Source organism: Pseudomonadales bacterium (assembly GCA_013215025.1).
GTDB lineage: Bacteria > Pseudomonadota > Gammaproteobacteria > Pseudomonadales > DT-91 > DT-91.
In genome coordinates, this window is the sequence record JABSRR010000025.1 from 14875 (window position 1) to 32424 (window position 17550).

Below are 17550 nucleotides of genomic sequence, written 5' to 3' on the forward strand. Positions count from 1 at the left end.
ACTTTCTCATCTTTCTCGGCGATTACAGGCGAGCGATTATAAACCCGATAGTTTTGAATTTCATCTGCTGATGCTAGATATCACTGAGCATGGCAATGCGTCGACTATGGATCGGCCGCAGGCTTTGGCATGGGNGGCACAAGCAAACTAGGGTCAATCCTTTGCTTGTACCAATTCATGCGCCAATCAAGATGTGGACCGGTCGAGCGTCCACCCTGACCAACTTTTGCCACCACCTGCCCNTGCTGCACAGCATCACCAGGCTGAACCAAAATCTCGCTAAGATGCAAGAAGCTTGATGAGATACCGTAGCCATGATCAATGATCAGGGTCCCGCCGGAATAAAACATATCTGGGTGCGCCATAGTCACCTGACCATCCGCTGGCGCCAGCACCGGCGTTCCGTTTGGCGCCGCAATATCAATGCCATAGTGTGGCCGCCCTGGCTGACCGTTATATACCCGCTGTGAACCATAGACACCGGTAATAATAGATTGCAGCGGCCAAATAAATGACTGCTTAAAACCCAAATTCTCAATATGTTTTGCCCTAGCGCGCACCACTTGAGCGGTTTCTTGACGGATTCTGGCCAGCGTCTCTGGCGGCTTTTTACTGGCGGTGATCTTTTTATCGATACCCTCGATACGCTGAATATTATACTCACGTGGCGCTATCTGCAGCGTTTTGACAATCTCTTGCCCTGAATTAAAGCGCAGTTTCAATTCAGCCGAGGAGGCAAAGTCGCGACCAAAACCAAATACAAAGTCACCCGCTGGGCTTATACGTAATGCTTGCTGATTAAACATCACTTGCTGTAAATCATCGGCTTGACCGCGAATCATACCACCCTGAATGAAATCGCCTTGAAGCTGGTAAGGATTCTCCGCGTATAAACCTGCGCTGGCAGAATACCCAAGGCAGCCTAGTAAAATTAACAACAAACGTCGCATGCAACTCTCCACTGTCGTTCACGTTTTATGATAGGAAATTGACTCAATATACCAAAGCGCTGAGCCCTCTGGGGTATGTACAAGCAGCTCATCGTCAACAGCCTTACCTAAACAGGCTTTCGCCATCGGCGAGTCTATTGAGATATAGTCGTCAATGCCAAAATATATTTCATCTGCGCCTACAATGCGAAATCGACGGCGCTGCTCGGCATCATTAATCACTTCAACATAGGCACCAAAATACGCTTTATGCTCTTGTGTTGGCGAATATTCAACTACCTGCACCGATTCAATACGCTTTGATAAATAGCGCACGCGCCGATCAATTTCGCGAAGCCGCTTTTTATTGTATTGATAATCTGCATTCTCACTGCGGTCACCCAATGACGCAGCCCAACTTACCTTGCGCGTCACTTCAGGCCGTTCCTCACGCCATAACTGATCAAGCTCTTGCTTGAGTCGCTGATAGCCCTCAGGCGTTATTAAATTTGCTGGCATGCAATTAAGAAGACTGAATCGTTAAATTACAAGGCAGTTGATTATCAACGACCACCTGCTGATCAATCGCGGTGGTAAATAAACGGGCCGCATTGAGTTGACCAGATTGCAGCAACTGCTGTTGAATCTGCTGCGCACGCTGCCTCGCAAGCGCCTGCAGTTGAGGTTCTGCAACTGTTTCAAGAGAAAGTAATGCCTGCTGCATTGCTTCGACCTCAGCCTGTAAGCGCTGCTCTTTTGGCAAATCTTGTAATTGCTCATCTAGCACCAGCGATTGAGCAAAACCTTGCTGATAAAGTTTGGAAATGCGCTTATGAGACTCTTTAAGGCTGAGTGACTCATTGCTAGGATTAAGCTTTTGCTGCAGCTGCTGCTGCTTAAAGCTTGGCTCATCAAATTCGCGATTATAGCAAGCTTGAATATCTAAACTTAATTCAGGGCGCTGTAACAGTGCCGACTCAAGCGCAGCAAGTTTGCCAATCGCAGTCTCTGACAGTTGATTACTGGCTGAGGCGAACATGATTTTCGATAGATCTTGATCAGAATCGACTAAGCTGGCCAACAAAGTGAATGGCGACGAAGCCGCCTTGATAATTAAGTTGCCAATTGCTTTCCAAACAATCGGTCCATAGCCAAAATCTGGGTCAGCTAAATCGCCACTGATCGGCAGATCGATAGTAATCTCGTCGTTCTGATTTTTTAATAACGAAACCGCTAAGCCCACAGGCAAGGATGTGGCCTGATCGCTTGCCACATTTTCACCGAAATTGAACTGATCAATAAACACACTATTTTTTGCGTTTAATTTTTGCTGCTTAACCGAATAATCCACATCAAGATTTAACTTACCTTTATCAATTTCTTTACCAACATATACACCCGAGTAGCTAGAGAAGCTGGACATGTTTAGACTTTTTAACTGTACAGCCAAGTCAGCGTACAATTGTTCAGATAAGGGGTTAATTGCACCTTGCATATTAATCGGCGCATAGTTATTAATCATTGCCGAGAGCTGCATTTCAGCAGTTTCATCAGGCTTCGATGATAATCCAGTTATATTCATATCCGTTTTGTTCAGCGCTATCGAAAATAAGGGGTCAACACTGCGATCCGAAAAATTCACATTACCCTGCTGCAAGCGCAGCTGATTCAGCGCTATATCCATGGGCTTGCTTTCTNCAACTTCTGCAGCAGGTTCTTTAACGCTTTCNTCTGGCTTTTGTGACGAACTATCAGCCACCATAAGCTGACTGAGATTAAATTGCCCTTGCGCATCCAAACCCAACCACATTTCTGGGCTTTGCAGTAATAGCTGCTGCATCACTAAGGTATTTTTGGTCGACGAAAAGTCTAGATCACTCACCGCTAAGCGCGAAAAAGCGAGCACGGGCTTAGCTTGCTCACTATCCAGCAAGCTAACATCATTGAAGCGAAAGTTTCCGCCAATATTCAACTCAGTTTGATCGGTTGTTAAGTTTTCAAATGCTGCCACCGTAGCCGACATATCCGTCGAACCTGAGGCCACACGAAGTTTAGCGACCTCGCTTAGATATGGCTCAAAGTGTATAAGCGGCTGTCCTTTAAGATCGAGATTCAGGGAGGCTCTTAAGCTAGGAAACAGCATCAAATCACCGGCAACGCTTAAATCACCTTTTTGCTGCTCTTTACCTAGTTTAGCCGTTAGTGATAAGGGCATCAGGTTTTGCTCAACTAAGTTAAAATTTAACAACTCTAAGTTGAGCTCTGAGAAATCTACACCCATCGGCTGCTGCGGGCTGAGATCAAAAATCTTAACCGTGTTATTGCGTAATAACAAACTATCTAATTGAAATTGGAATTCTGGTTGCGCTGAAGTCGCTGAAAGATTGTCAGGGTCGGCGGCGGGCTTGGATGCAGGCTCAAGCTGAGCCTCAGCATCTTGCTTCAAAGCTTCAGCGTTCACATTGGATTTCTCTTCTGGCTGGGTTTGCGCCACTGTCTCACCGCTATCGCTAACAAATAATTGGGCTAAATTAATTTCGCCTTTTTTGTTAAGCCTAACCGAATAGTCGGCATCGATAATTTCAAGCGACGCAATGCGCATCGACTGATCAGCAAGACTAAAGTCCAGCGTGGAAACATTAATCTGCGGGAAATCCAGTAGGGTATTGTCTTCTTCCTTGTGACCAATTTTAAGGTTTGCCACTGAGATGTCGGCTTGATCAATAAACAGGGAGGGCTGATCGGCGCTAAAGTCGAATCGGTATTCACCCGAGACATCCAGAAAGCCATCTTGCACATCAAAGTGGAACTGCTCTTGTATATAGGAGGCTAGCTTACTGAGGTTAACATCATCAATCAGTAATTTACCATTCGACGCCAAGGGGTTAATCGACACAAAGCCTTCCCATGCCAGCGCAGAACCAATAACCCCACCACCGGATTCGGCCTTTAACTGATAGGGACTGTCTTTATCACGTTCAGTAGAGAAATCACTGAGATTAATATTTAACGGACCAATATCTGCATAAAACGGCGTTTGTTTATTCAAATCTGAAAAATATACACTCGCCTCTGAGACCGACAGAATCTTACTTAATACAGCCGGAATACCACCAGAGCTCTCTGCATTTGTGTTTGCATCAGCATCAGCATCAGATTGCTCAGGCCCAGCCGGTGCTTCAGCAGCTATCAAGTCGGCAAAGTTAAGCTGCCCTTGTTTATCAATCTGCACATAGCCGTAAGGATTTGTCAGTGTTAGTTCATCAAAGGTAAGCACTTGGGTGAATACGCTGACCAGTTCAAAATTTAGGTGTAGATAATCAAAGCCAACAAAACGCTCCAGCGACTTACCCGCAATATGAAAATTTTCCACCGTAAGCGAAAGCGCAAACGGGTTGATTGCAATACGTTCAATACTCACTGCCCTGCCATTTAAAGCCTCACCAAGCTTTGCAGGCAGCTGCTGCATCGCCAGATAAGGTAGCAATAGAAAACCAATCAGCGCATAAACGGCGATTGCAAATCCGGCATACACTGAAAAGCGGGTCTTTCGTGATTGCTGCTTGAAAGTTTGTAGCCGCGACATGTTGATTTCCTTAAAACATAGGCAAATAGATAGCTTGAGCCAGCCGAATTGGCATGCTAGCTCGAAAAAACTTAACCTTTATATTGAAGCGGAATTTCACTACTTGCGCCAGCCTTTTTGTAGCAATCTTGTGCAACTACCACTACCTCGTTATCTGATGCAATACCCATGCACAGAAGCTGGCAAACTCAGGCTGCGCATGAGCGATTGTTAACGACAAAAGGGGGCTATTTATGCTTTAATAGCAGCGCTAAAAAAATACACATTTGTCAGCTCTAATCTGGCTATTCAGTTTTATGCGTTGTTCCAAGCTTTTGATGCTGTAGCCGCCACTGTCACTGCAGACGATACAAGCTTGCGTTATGGAGATACCTATGAGAACGCTTGATCAATTAAGCGACAGCGACGAGTTTATTGGTCGACATATCGGCCCAAGCACTGAAGACATTCAACAGATGTTGAACGCCTGCGGTGTTGATGACATGCAATCGCTTATTGCTCAAACCGTTCCAGCCAATATTTTGCTACAGCAGGCAATAGCGCTTGATGAACCGATGAGTGAAAGCAACGCGCTTGACTATCTTCGCCAATTTGCTGAGCAAAATATTGTTAATCATAGCTATATCGGCATGGGCTACTACCCAGTCAAAACACCGGCCGTGATTTTACGCAATATTCTCGAAAATCCTGGCTGGTATACTGCATACACGCCCTATCAACCTGAGATTGCTCAAGGTCGCCTAGAAGCGATTATCAATTTTCAGCAGATGGTGATGGATCTGACGGCAATGCCATTAGCAAATGGCTCGCTGCTGGACGAGGGTACCGCTGCCGCAGAAGCTATGGCAATGAGCAAACGCTGTGTCAAAAAGAATAAAAGCCAAACCTACTTTATCGACCAAACGGTTCACCCTCAAACCATTGCCGTAGTTGAAACCCGCGCCAAACACTTTGGCTTTGAGGTGGTCATTGGCGATGCGCAAACCGAATTAACTGAGCACGCGGTATTTGGCGTATTGTTGCAATACCCTAACACTTATGGCCATATTCAAGATCCGACTTCTGTCATTGAANAAGCGCATCAACAACAAGCTCTGGTGACCGTTGCTACCGATCTAATGGCCTGTGCCATGCTAAAACCTGCCGGCGAGTGTGGCGCCGATATTGTGATTGGTAACAGTCAACACTTTGGCGTGCCCATGGGTTTTGGCGGACCTCACGCCGCGTTCTTCGCCTGCAAAGAGGCCTATAAACGCGCATTGCCGGGCCGCATTATTGGCGTATCTAAAGATAGCCAAGATCAACTCGCATATAGAATGGCGATGCAAACTCGCGAACAACATATTCGTCGCGAAAAAGCCACGTCTAACATCTGTACCTCACAGGCATTGCTTGCGATTATGGCTAGCTTTTATGCAGTTTATCACGGTCCTGAGGGCATCAGCGCAATCGCTGAACGCATTCATAGCCTGTGCAGCAGTTTTGCTGCGGCATTAACCGAGTCGGGCTTTGAAGTGGCAAATTTGAATAATTGCTTTGATACATTGGATATTCTTACCGACAAGGCAGATACCTTATACCAACAGGCACTCGATGCTGGTTTAAATTTGCGACGCATTAGCGCCGATCGACTTGGTATTAGCTTTAGTGAAATTGACGACGCTAATAGCCTTAGGAAACTGGCGCAGGTATTTTCTATTGAGTTAGCCAGCAATCTGTCCTCAACTGCCGCTAATAATCGCATACCCGAAGCCTTGCAACGTAGCAGCTCATTTTTGCAACATCCGGTATTTCATCGCTATCGCAGTGAAACCGATATGCTGCGCTATATGAAACAGCTAGAGAATAAAGATCTTACTCTGACCCATGCCATGATCCCGCTTGGCTCATGCACGATGAAATTAAATGCTACTGCAGAAATGCTGCCGGTAAGCTGGCCTGAGTTCGCCAATATGCACCCGTTTGCGCCAGAATGGCAGACGCTGGGTTATCAAGCCATGTTAAAAGAGCTAGATAGCATGTTGCAGGCCTGCACGGGTTATGATGCGATCTCGCTGCAACCGAATGCTGGCTCGCAAGGTGAATATGCAGGCTTGCTGGCCATAAAGGCCTATCATCTTGCGAATGGTGATACAGATCGTCATATTTGCCTAATCCCCAGCTCAGCCCATGGCACAAACCCCGCCTCAGCCGCTATGGCAAGTATGGATGTAGTGATCATCCAATGTGACGAACAAGGTAATGTAGATCTGCATGATCTGTCCGAAAAAATTACTCAGTACGCGGAAGAAATCGCTTGTTTAATGGTGACCTACCCCTCAACGCATGGCGTGTTTGAGGAAGCGATTGGTCAAATTTGCGAAATGATGCACGCGGTTGGCGCGCAGGTCTATGTTGATGGGGCAAACCTGAACGCTTTGGTCGCCGTTGCTGCACCTGGTCAATTTGGCGCTGATGTGTCCCACCTGAATCTTCATAAAACCTTCGCCATTCCGCATGGCGGCGGTGGCCCAGGTATGGGGCCGATTGGCGTAAAATCACACTTAGCGCCGTTTTTGCCCGCTGACCCCTTACACCATGAAGCAGCGAGTCAGGATATTGTCGCCTCAGCTAAATTTGGCAGTGCCGGTGTTTTACCGATTTCGTTTATGTATATAAAAATGATGGGCGCGAGCGGCATGCGCCAAGCTACCGAGACTGCAATTCTTAGCGCGAATTATATTGTTGCCCGCCTGCAGCCCACTTACGATATTTTATATACTGGCAGCCAAGGTCGTGTGGCGCATGAGTGCATTATTGATATCCGTCCGATCAAAGAAGCCAGCGGTATTAGCGAAGAAGACATTGCGAAACGCTTAATGGACTATGGTTTTCATGCACCCACCATGAGCTTCCCAGTGCCCGGCACGCTGATGGTTGAACCGACAGAGTCTGAGTCAAAATTTGAACTCGATCGTTTTTGTGATGCTATGTTGTCAATCTATGCTGAAATTCAAAAAGTTCAATCGGGCGAATGGCCGCTGTCAGACAACCCTTTAGTCAACGCACCTCACCCACATACGATGCTGTTAGCCGCAGATTGGCCACATCCTTATAGCCGCGAGCAAGCTGCCTACCCTTTGAGCTCATCAAAAACCAATAAAGTTTGGCCCAGCGCGGCAAGAATTGACAATGTGTTTGGCGACCGAAACTTATTCTGCGCCTGCCCATCTATTGCCAGCTATCAGGATACCTGAATATGTTTGATTACCAAGCATCGCCGCAGTGTTTACAGGCTAAGGTGATTCTGATTACTGGCGCCAGTGAAGGTATTGGCCGCGCCATGGCATTAAGCTTTGCTGCCGCAGGTGCAACTGTATTACTGAATGGCAGAAATATTGCGCGCTTAGAGTCACTGTATGATGAGATTGTTGGCGCAGGCTTTGCCGAGCCAGCAATTTGCCCAATGGACCTCAGCAGCCAACACTACGAAGACTATATTGTCTTGCAAAACAGCATTGGTGAAACGTTTGGTCGCTTAGATGGTTTATTACATAATGCCGGTGTGCTAGGGCGTATTAACCCGATCGCAAATACGCTGACCCAAGACTGGCTGAAGGTAATGCAGACTAATTTAAATGCACCCTTCTTTTTAACCAAAGCTATGCTGCCACTGCTTGAGGAAGCTGAGCATGGCTCTATCGTGTTTGTCTCATCAGGCGTAGGCCGTCAAGGTCGAGCCAACTGGGGGGCTTATGCGGCGAGCAAATTTGGCACCGAGGGTTTAATGCAAGTCCTGAGCGATGAGCTTGATACTATCAGCAATATTCGGGTCAACAGCCTCAACCCAGGTGCTACCAATACTGCCATGCGGCGCATGGCGTTTCCTGGCGAGATGGCAAGCAGCAACCCCAGCCCAGCATCGATTGCCGCAGCCTTTTTATTTTTAATGAGTGATGACAGTATTGGCGTTACCGGCCAAGCATTAAACGCGCAGCAAGGTGCAGCTGCTGATTATCAACCAGCCGTCAGCGACGATCGTAAATAATAATAATCTTGATGGAGTAAGTAGCCTTATGTCACAGACTGAAAGCAGCTCGCGAAAATTTCACCCTAGCGAACCACTGCGCTTAAGCACCGTGGAGCACTGGGATATTGAGACAGACATTGTTGTAGTCGGCTTTGGCGGTGCTGGATCGTGTGCCGCTATTGAAGCTGCCGACGCCGGCAGCCAAGTTATCATTTTTGAAGTGGCCTCTGAATCGGGCGGCTCCACCAAACTATCCTCAGCTGAGATTTACATGGGCGGCAGCGGTGGCACACCGATCCAGCAGGCTTGTGGCTTTAATGATACAACCGAAGATATGATTCGCTACCTTGAATTAAGTCAAGGTGAACAAGCCGATAAAGAAAAAATCAAAGCCTATTGTGAGAATTCCGTTGATCACTATCACTGGCTGGTCGACAAGGGTGCTCGCTATAAAGAGAGCTTTCATGCTGAACGCGCGATCATGGCACTCACAGATGATTGCCTGCTGTATACCGGCAGTGAAAAAGCTATGCCCTTTGTTGAGCAAGCAAAACCTTGCCCCCGTGGACACAATCTTTATGTTGAGGGCGATAACGGCGGCCCTTTTTTAATGCATGCACTGACCGAACAGGTTGAACAACGATCTGATGCTATTCGCATTGAATATGAGGCACGGGTATTAACCCTGATCGCTGACGACGATGACCAAGTGTATGGCTGTGTCGTTCGTATGAATATGCAGGAATATACGGTCAGAGCTAAGCAAGGCGTTATCTTATGCGCCGGCGGCTTCGTCATGAATGATGACATGGTTGAAAAATATGCGCCGAAATTAAAACAAGCGACTTACCAAGTAGGTAACCCAGGCGATATGGGAACCGGCATTATGATGGGCATGGGCGTAGGCGCTAACACCATCAATATGGGCGAAGGCTTTATGTCAATGCCTTTCTATCCACCTGCCGACATCACCAAAGGTATTATTGTTAATCAGCAAGCACAACGATTTATCAACGAAGATTGTTATCACAGTCGAGTTGGTGCCTTTGCGTTTAAACAACTCGGCAAGCATATCTACTTTATTTTACATGCCAGTGACGATTTCGTACCGCCACAATTTTTATTCGCTGATTATGCCGGCACCGGTGAAACAGTTGCAGAATTGGCCGAGGAACTAAAATTAGACCCTGCCATGTTGCAACATACGATAGACTTTTATAACCAACACGCCAGCGACGGCCAGGACCCATTGTTTCACAAGTCGGCTGAATTTTTAGAGCCTATCAAACCACCCTATGTTGCAATGGATCTTACCCCAGGTCATGGCGCAATCTTGCCATACTTCACGCTGGGTGGCCTCGAAACCCAAGTCACTGGCGAGGTTCTCACGCCCAACGGTAAAATCATCAAAGGTCTTTATGCAGCCGGCAGAACAACGGCTGGGGTGCCGCGAAATGCCGAAGGTTATGCTTCAGGCTTATCGGTCGGCGACGCAACATTTTTTGGTCGTCTGGCAGGTCAATCAGCAGCAGCCCGATAAGTCATAGCCTATGGATAAACCTGACAAACTCTATTCCACCGCAAGACAGGTACAAACTGCATTCCAGTTTGATCATGATGTGGCGCAAGTGTTTAGCGATATGATCCATCGATCAGTGCCGGGTTATTCGATGATGCTCGATGTGTTAGGTGTGTTGGCCGAACAAACCGTCAACGACAACGATACCTGTTATGATATTGGTTGCTCTCTTGGTGCCTCAACCTTAGCCATGCGACAAAACATTCAAGCTGATAATGTGCAGATTGTTGCGATTGACAGCGCTCAGGCAATGATCGAGCGCTGCGCCAGTGTGATTGAACGAGACAATAGCAAAACAGAGGTGTTGCTACAGTGTATGAAAGTTCAGCAATTGACTTTCAAAGCACACAAACTCTGCTGCATGAACTTAACTCTGCAGTTTATTCCTAAAGCAGAGCGGCTAACGGTGTTACGGCAAATTGCCGATAACTTAATGCCAGGCGGCGCATTATTTTTATCAGAAAAAGTATGTTTTGACGATGATTTTCAGCAACATCAGCTCACTGACTTGCATCATCAATTTAAAAAACACCAGGGCTATAGCGATCTTGAAATCGCGCAAAAACGCCAGGCTATTGAAAATGTGTTAATCCCAGAAACCATTGAGCAGCATCAACAGCGGCTTTTAGCCGCAGGCTTTTCTCGTGTGGTTACTGCCCTGCAATGCTTTAACTTTATTGCTTTCATTGCCTATAAATAATCGGCTAAGCTGCATTATCGATGATTGATTACCAACCCTTTTTTGACCACATTGCCAAAACCCAGTTAAAACCTCACCAGGAAAGCCTTTATGCGGCGCTTCAACAGCGCTTAAACGCGCGCAGTTATGGCGACCTTGCAGAGTGGCAAGAAGCAATCGATAGTTTACCCAGCTTGCAACAGCTTGCTCCGGTTACGGCAAACCTTGATCAAGATCTCGTCTCACTGCATAGCAATGCAACTATTGATAGCAAAGCAGTGCGTGATTGCTTAATGAAGCTTCACCCATGGCGGAAAGGACCGTTTGATATATTTGGGATTCATATCGATACAGAGTGGCGCTCTGATATGAAATGGCAACGGCTGCAGCCACATATTGCCTCGCTTGAAAACAGAACCGTTTTAGATGTTGGCTGCGGCAGTGGTTACCACTGCTGGCGTATGCGCGGAGCTGGTGCAAAGTTTGTGTTAGGCATTGAGCCATCGCCAAAATTTTTGATGCAGTTTGCGGTATTTAAACGTTATTTACCCGAGCAAGCGGTTTACCTATTGCCGCTGCTCAGCGAAGATATGCCCGCCTCAATGCAATGCTTTGATAGCGTTTTTTCAATGGGTGTCTTATACCATCGCAAGTCGCCTATCGAACACTTGGAAGAACTGAAACAGGCACTGCGCCCAGGTGGTGAATTAATCTTAGAAACCCTGGTTGTTGACGGTGATGCGACACGATGCTTAGTACCTGGTGAGCGTTATGCACAAATGCGCAATGTCTGGTTTCTACCTTCAACAGACATGTTAGAGCAGTGGCTGGAACGCTTAGGTTTTATCAATATTCGTACTGTGGATATTAATCAAACGTCAGAACAGGAACAGCGCGCCACCGATTGGATGCAGTTTCATTCATTAAGTAATTATTTAGATCCTGACGATACGGATTTGACCGTCGAAGGTTATCCAGCGCCTAAGCGAGCTATCATCATCGCGAATCGAAAATAATATGCAGATTGCACATATACCTCTGCACTGCCGGCGCATTTTAGCATTAGCCATGCCGATTTTTATTGCTCAATTGTCGTTTATGGCAATGGGCTTCGTGGATACCCTAATGGCTGGTCGCTACGCCGAGCTTGATCTTGCAGCAGTAGGCTTTGGCAGCAGCATTACGATTCCGATCATGTTTTTTGGTCAAGCTTTATTGTTTAGCATCACCGCAAAAGCGGCGCCATTTTGGGGTAGCACGCATTACTATCAAGCTGGACGCGTATTGCTTAATGGTATTCTATTAGCCATCATTAGCGGCATCTTACTTGCTGGCTTATTATTGCTGATTCGTCAACAGTTAGCGCTATTTGCCGTTCCTGCAGCGGTGATAGAGATCGCCGCCGAGTATCAACTTTATATTGCCATAGCGCTACCTATAACTGGTCTCTATCAAGCATTTCGCGCCTATATTGAAACCACAGGTCAGACGACCGCTATCATGCTGATCAACTTAGCGGGCTTGCTCATCAACATCCCTCTCAACGTGATTTTCATTAACGGCTATTTTGGCGCCCCTGAGATGGGCGGCGCAGGATGCGGCCTTGCAACGTTGATAAGCTTTAGCCTGATGCTATTACTCGCTGCGCTGTTTGTTAGAAACAATCACCGCTGCCGACAAGGCTTTGGCCAGACACATGCCCACATGACTGCATCGTCTGCAACGACAGAGTTCCACAGTGTCAAGCTTGGCAATCTTGTTCAACTGTTAAAGCTTGGCTTGCCCATTGCTATAACGATGTCCTTGGAAGTTGGGCTGTTTACCGTTATCACATTATTGATTGCACCTTTGGGCGTGACAGCGATAGCCAGCCACCAAATTGCCTTAAGCTTATCTAGCTTAATTTTCATGCTGCCATACTCGCAGGCTACGGCATTAACCATTTATATTGGTCATATGCTGGGCGAGGTTAAACAAGGGATCGTCGGGAAACAAGTGCTTACTGAGGCGGTTCAGTCAGGCTTAATAATGGCGGTTGTCTTGTCAGTGCTCAGCTCTAGCATGATTATGCTGTTTAATTATCCTTTAGCAGGTCTCTATAGCGATGATCAACTGCTCATTACCGCTGCTGCTAGCCTGGTATTTATCTCCGCTATTTACCAAATCCCAGATGCTATTCAAGTGTGCTGCAACGGCATTCTCCGGGCCTTTGAAATTGTTAAGCGGCCGGTAGTATTTTCTTTTGTTGCTTATTGGTTAATCGCAGTACCCTGTGGTTATTGGCTAAGCTTTCATGGACTTGGCAGCTTACTCGAGCCGCTCGGCACCCAGGGCTTTTGGTATGCACTGGTGCTAGGCTTAAGTCTGAATGCAATGGCGCTGTTATTACTATTAGCCTCCAGCCTAAAGCGCTATTCTGCCGCATCGCTCGTATAAACGCCTTAAACACCTTTTAATCTAAAGCCACTTGCATCAAGACAAAATCGAGTTAAAGTGGCCGATTGATAAATGCTATGAAACTTGGAGATAGCGAATAATGAAAGCAATAAAAACTGCGATACTTCCACTTTGTTTGGCGGCGCTTAGTATGACGGGCTTAGCAGCTCACGCTGAAACCGCTGAAGAAAAAGGCCTGGCTATTGCGAAAGAGCAAAAGTCGCGTAATACCGGTTGGCAGGATTCAACCAGTGAAATGAAAATGACACTTCGCACCGCTAACGGTCGCGAGAATGTTCGCTATATCAAGGTGAAATCGCTTGAAGTTCAAGATGACGGCGATAAAAGCCTGATGGTTTTTGACCAGCCAAAAGATGTTAAAGGTACCTCTTTCTTGACCTTTTCGCATGTTGATAAACCCGATGACCAATGGATTTATCTACCGGCATTAAAGCGCATCAAACGTATTTCTTCGAAAAAGAAATCGGGTTCCTTCATGGGCAGCGAATTTTCTTATGAAGACCTATCCTCTTTTGAACTGGAAAAATATGATTTCAAATACCTCAAAGATGAGAGTTTTAACGAAAAAAACTGCTTTGTGGTAGAGCAAACCCCGCGCGATAAATACTCAGGTTATAGCCGCGTTGTGCAGTGGATAGACCAAGACGATTATCAAATTCAGAAAGTAGAGTTTTTTGATAAACGCAATGAGCTTCTCAAAACCATGGTGGTTGAGTCATATGAGAAATTCAATGACAAATACTGGCGTGCAACTAAATCGTTGATGCAGAATGTCCAGACGGGCAAATCGACCCTACTTGAATCCAATGGCATTCAAATCGCAACTGGCTTAAGCCCAGAAGAATTCTCTAAGAATGCCTTAAAATCAGCAGAATAAGGCTGATTCTCTGTGATGAGCTCAATCGTGAGCTCATCTTTTATTTTTATTTCGCTTTTATAGCTACACAACTTAGTCAACACCTCTTAACACATTCTATACAGCGGCAATACTTTAGCTTCTGCTATCCCTCAATTTATTTGACTGCGCTCATTAATACTCGTCATACACACAATACTCGGCATAAAACGCCATAACTAGACTCTCTTAACGCATCTTCATTTCTCAGACCGCGTTTCTCGATTATAATTACCGGCTTTTAAAATTGATGATAATAATTATGTTTCCTTCCCTTCTAAGAGCATCATGCATCGCAGGTCTTATCGGTCTTAGCTTGCCAAGCTTAGCCGTGGGCAAATTCTCTGGCTCTATTGAGGCAGAACTGCAAGTTTACCCGCATCGCGCAAAACTCGAGCAGCAAAAAGATGTCTTTGGCTCTGTTGCAATTCGCCCCGAGTACTATTGGCGGTCTGAAAATAAACAGCACAAAATAAAAACCTTATTATTTTATCGTGCCACCGAGCCGAATGGTGAACGCACACACGGTGATATACGCGAGCTAACTTACTTATTCCAAAACAAAGGGTTTTACTTTAAAGCCGGCATCGATACGGTGTTCTGGGGCGTGACAGAGTCTGCGCATCTGGTCGATATCATTAACCAAACCGATAATGTGGAATCAATCAGCGGCGAGGAAAAACTGGGGCAACCCATGCTGGCGGTAGGAATAGAAAACGATTTCGGTAATATTGATGCCTATGTATTACCATATTTTCGCCCCATAGTCTTTCCGGATGGCCCGGAACGTTATCAAATCGGTTTTGGCGGCTTCTCTCCTGAATTGGAGAAAGATGAAAACTTTTACCAATCTGATGATGAAGAAGAAAACATTGATCTAGCACTACGCTGGTTCAAAAGCTTTGATAATTTTGATCTTGGGATTTCATATTTTAACGGCATAGACCGTTCAGTTCTGCCCGTTACCCTTGATTTATTGGCAGCCTTAGGCTCGCAAAGCATCAACAAGATTGGCGGTTATTATCAGAATCTTGAACAGCTAGGTTTAGAGTATCAATATCTTTACGAAGATTGGATCTTTAAATTAGAGGCCAGTCATAAATTACTCGACTCAGGTGACTTCAGCGCAGCCGTGTTTGGTTTCGAATATACCTTTTCTGATATGGACCCTTGGGGGCAAGATATCGGTATTTTGCTTGAGTATTTATGGAATGATCGTGACGATGTCGACCTTTTACCGTTCACGTTTGAAGCCAATCCTGATATTCCAGCTGATCAATATGACGCTATTCGAGCGGCACTGGTTGACGCGGGTCAAAACCCGGTGTTAGCCGGCGATTATTTTTCGCCCATGCAAAATGATATTTTTCTCGGCACGCGTTTCGCATTGAATGATATTGCAGGCACGGAATTTTTAGCAGGTTTGATTTACGACCTTGATGATAGAACCACATCGATGTCGTTTGAAGGCAGCACCAGAATTGGTGATAGCGTTAGAATCACCGCGAATATGTATTTCTTTAATCAGGTTTATCGCGACAACCCTTTCAAGCAGTTTGAAGATGACGATTTATTTGAGCTAAAAGCTGAGTGGTTCTTTTAATCATTAAGGGTTTAACTCAGCGCTTGGCGCATCTACCGCACAGACGCAGCGCGTTTACCCTTGAATAGCGAGAGGTATTAGCGAAAGGTATTAGAGAGTTAATAAGGAGAGTTACCGACAACACTAAAACTCTCAGCCTAGACAAAAATAAACGTCTAATAACACCATAAAAAAGGCAGCTATAGCTGCCTTTTTTCGTTAAGTAGGATGACTACAGAGGCTGCAGCCTTATTCGGCGGGCTTTTTAAAGCCCAGAGCGATCGAATTAGCGACCCATACGACGAAGATTTTGTGGCGTATAGAAGTCTGGACCTTTAGCTTGCATATTATAGTTTGACGGGCGTGTCTCATTGGTCAATCTAACTACCACATAGGCATTAGCTTGTAAGTCATAATTGGCCTGGGCGCGGGCAATATAGCCCTTGAGAAAATAATCATAGACGGTATTTTGCAGCCCTACACGCCATAGCTCACCGCGACCATCAAATGCTTCAGTAGCGACAATCAGCCAAGAGTCTTCATCCATATAAAAACGACGTTTTGCATAAATATGACGCTCGCCCGGCTTCAAGCTTGCTTCAACTACCCAAACACGGCGCTTTTCATAACGCATATAGTCAGGGTTTACCGCCTTAGCCTGTAATAAATCTTGGTATTTGACCGAGGGGTCATCAAATTTATAGTTATGATACGGTACGATCATTTCGCGCTTACCCACCAAGCTCCACTCATAACGATCCATGGCACCGTTAAAGCCCATATTGTCATCAGCAGTCAGTAATTTACCTGGGCCAACTGGAATATCGTAACCGGCATCGGGGGCTCGCTTAACACGTTTCATGCCGGGTAAATATACCCAGGCTTTGCGGTCATGCTTCACTTGATCTAGCGGCTCATGCACGATCACGCGCTCACCTTTTTTACGCTTAGGCTCAATCACTTCATAGTAAACATAAGCGGCAATATCGCCAATCTGCTCAGCAGTTTTACCGATTGGATGGTCAGAATAGGCATAGGGAGACTCAATCAATAACTTAGTGCGGAAGCGTTGTTGTTTGCCATCGGCAAACACCGCCACCTCATCAAATAAAGAGTCAGCAACCGGCATCGGTTGTGTTGATCTTGAATTCCAGATCACATGCGCGCCATTTTCTGGAATCGGAAACGGTGCACCACCTGTCGTCTTTTGCATGCCGTCAACACCATTGACCAACTGCGCATTGCCCACATTCCATTTGGTACGTTGCTCGACTTGATCTTGGTAGCGAAAATCACGATGGGTAGGATAAACCGGTATTTTATAATTCGGATACTTTTTCAACATTGCCAGCATACCGTCATTCAAAAGTGCGGCATATTGCTCGGCATTATCGGCCGTAATGGTGTAGAGCGGAACCTCATCGGCATAAGGGTCGGGATAGACAGAGCCAGAGCCGGTATAATTCATGCCCGGTGGCAGACCAACCCATTTACCCGACCATGCTGGAATAGAGCCATCAGCATTGGCACTTGGGTCAGCCCCCATTGGGGTTAGCTCGGTTCCTAATTTCGCCGCCATGGACTTATCAACCAGGGCATGCGCAGATATTGAGATTAAAATGGTGGCAACAGCACCCGCAAGAGACGACAACTTAAACATGCTTACTCACTTATTGTTATAGCTAAATTTATTATTGGCGCGGCTATATTACCAACCAGCACCGTATAAATGAAGCCAGAGAGCATCGATAAATTACCTCTCATCCTGCATGAATTATAGTTAAGCTTGACTAGCGGATTACTGTCGGTCAATCAGCGTCATTTCCGGTGGCGT

General features: G+C 46.1%; 12 protein-coding genes. 8 read left to right on the top strand and 4 right to left on the bottom strand.

From position 1 onward, the window contains the following. Positions 1–104: 104 nt before the first annotated feature. Genes HRU21_03415 through HRU21_03425 form a run of 3 tightly spaced genes read right to left on the bottom strand, consistent with a single transcriptional unit; the run spans position 105 to position 4515 of the window. Positions 105–950: a M23 family metallopeptidase gene (locus HRU21_03415; GenBank protein ID NRA41338.1), complete on the bottom strand. Its 846-nt coding sequence runs from the start codon at positions 948–950 to the stop codon at positions 105–107. 18 nt (positions 951–968) lie between these two features. Next, entirely contained in the window at positions 969–1448 is a 480-nt protein-coding gene (gene greB, locus HRU21_03420) for a transcription elongation factor GreB (GenBank protein NRA41339.1), read from the bottom strand. 4 nt (positions 1449–1452) lie between these two features. Then, positions 1453–4515 carry a DUF748 domain-containing protein gene (locus HRU21_03425; GenBank protein ID NRA41340.1) on the bottom strand — a complete coding sequence of 1021 codons (3063 nt, stop codon included), beginning with the start codon at positions 4513–4515 and terminating at the stop codon, positions 1453–1455. A gap of 374 nt (positions 4516–4889) precedes the next feature. On the opposite strand from HRU21_03425, the gene gcvP reads away from it, so the two are divergent. The 8 genes from gcvP to HRU21_03465 all read left to right on the top strand — a co-directional run bounded on the left by gcvP (position 4890) and on the right by HRU21_03465 (position 15737). Then, entirely contained in the window at positions 4890–7751 is a 2862-nt protein-coding gene (gene gcvP / locus HRU21_03430) for an aminomethyl-transferring glycine dehydrogenase (GenBank protein ID NRA41341.1), read from the top strand. A gap of 2 nt (positions 7752–7753) precedes the next feature. After that, positions 7754–8542 (top strand): YciK family oxidoreductase, encoded by a 789-nt coding sequence (locus HRU21_03435; protein NRA41342.1) that lies wholly within the window; start codon positions 7754–7756, stop codon positions 8540–8542. Between the two features lie 28 nt (positions 8543–8570). Then, entirely contained in the window at positions 8571–10064 is a 1494-nt protein-coding gene (locus tag HRU21_03440) for an FAD-dependent oxidoreductase (protein ID NRA41343.1), read from the top strand. A gap of 10 nt (positions 10065–10074) precedes the next feature. Further along, positions 10075–10803 (top strand): carboxy-S-adenosyl-L-methionine synthase CmoA, encoded by a 729-nt coding sequence (gene cmoA, locus HRU21_03445; protein NRA41344.1) that lies wholly within the window; start codon positions 10075–10077, stop codon positions 10801–10803. A 20-nt stretch (positions 10804–10823) separates the two neighbouring features. Beyond that, the gene (gene cmoB / locus HRU21_03450) at positions 10824–11798 is read left to right on the top strand and encodes a tRNA 5-methoxyuridine(34)/uridine 5-oxyacetic acid(34) synthase CmoB (protein NRA41345.1); all 975 of its coding nucleotides are present in this window, start codon (positions 10824–10826) and stop codon (positions 11796–11798) included. A gap of 1 nt (position 11799) precedes the next feature. Next, positions 11800–13218 carry an MATE family efflux transporter gene (locus HRU21_03455; GenBank protein NRA41346.1) on the top strand — a complete coding sequence of 473 codons (1419 nt, stop codon included), beginning with the start codon at positions 11800–11802 and terminating at the stop codon, positions 13216–13218. Positions 13219–13318: 100 nt separating this feature from the next. After that, a complete protein-coding gene (locus tag HRU21_03460) occupies positions 13319–14116 on the top strand; it encodes an outer membrane lipoprotein-sorting protein (protein ID NRA41347.1) in 798 nt (265 codons plus the stop codon). Between the two features lie 280 nt (positions 14117–14396). Beyond that, entirely contained in the window at positions 14397–15737 is a 1341-nt protein-coding gene (locus tag HRU21_03465) for a hypothetical protein (protein ID NRA41348.1), read from the top strand. 265 nt (positions 15738–16002) lie between these two features. Here HRU21_03465 and HRU21_03470 read toward each other — a convergent pair whose 3' ends face one another. Further along, on the bottom strand, positions 16003–17376 hold the full coding sequence (locus tag HRU21_03470; protein ID NRA41349.1) for a DUF1329 domain-containing protein: 1374 nt from the start codon (positions 17374–17376) through the stop codon (positions 16003–16005). Positions 17377–17550: the final 174 nt, after the last annotated feature.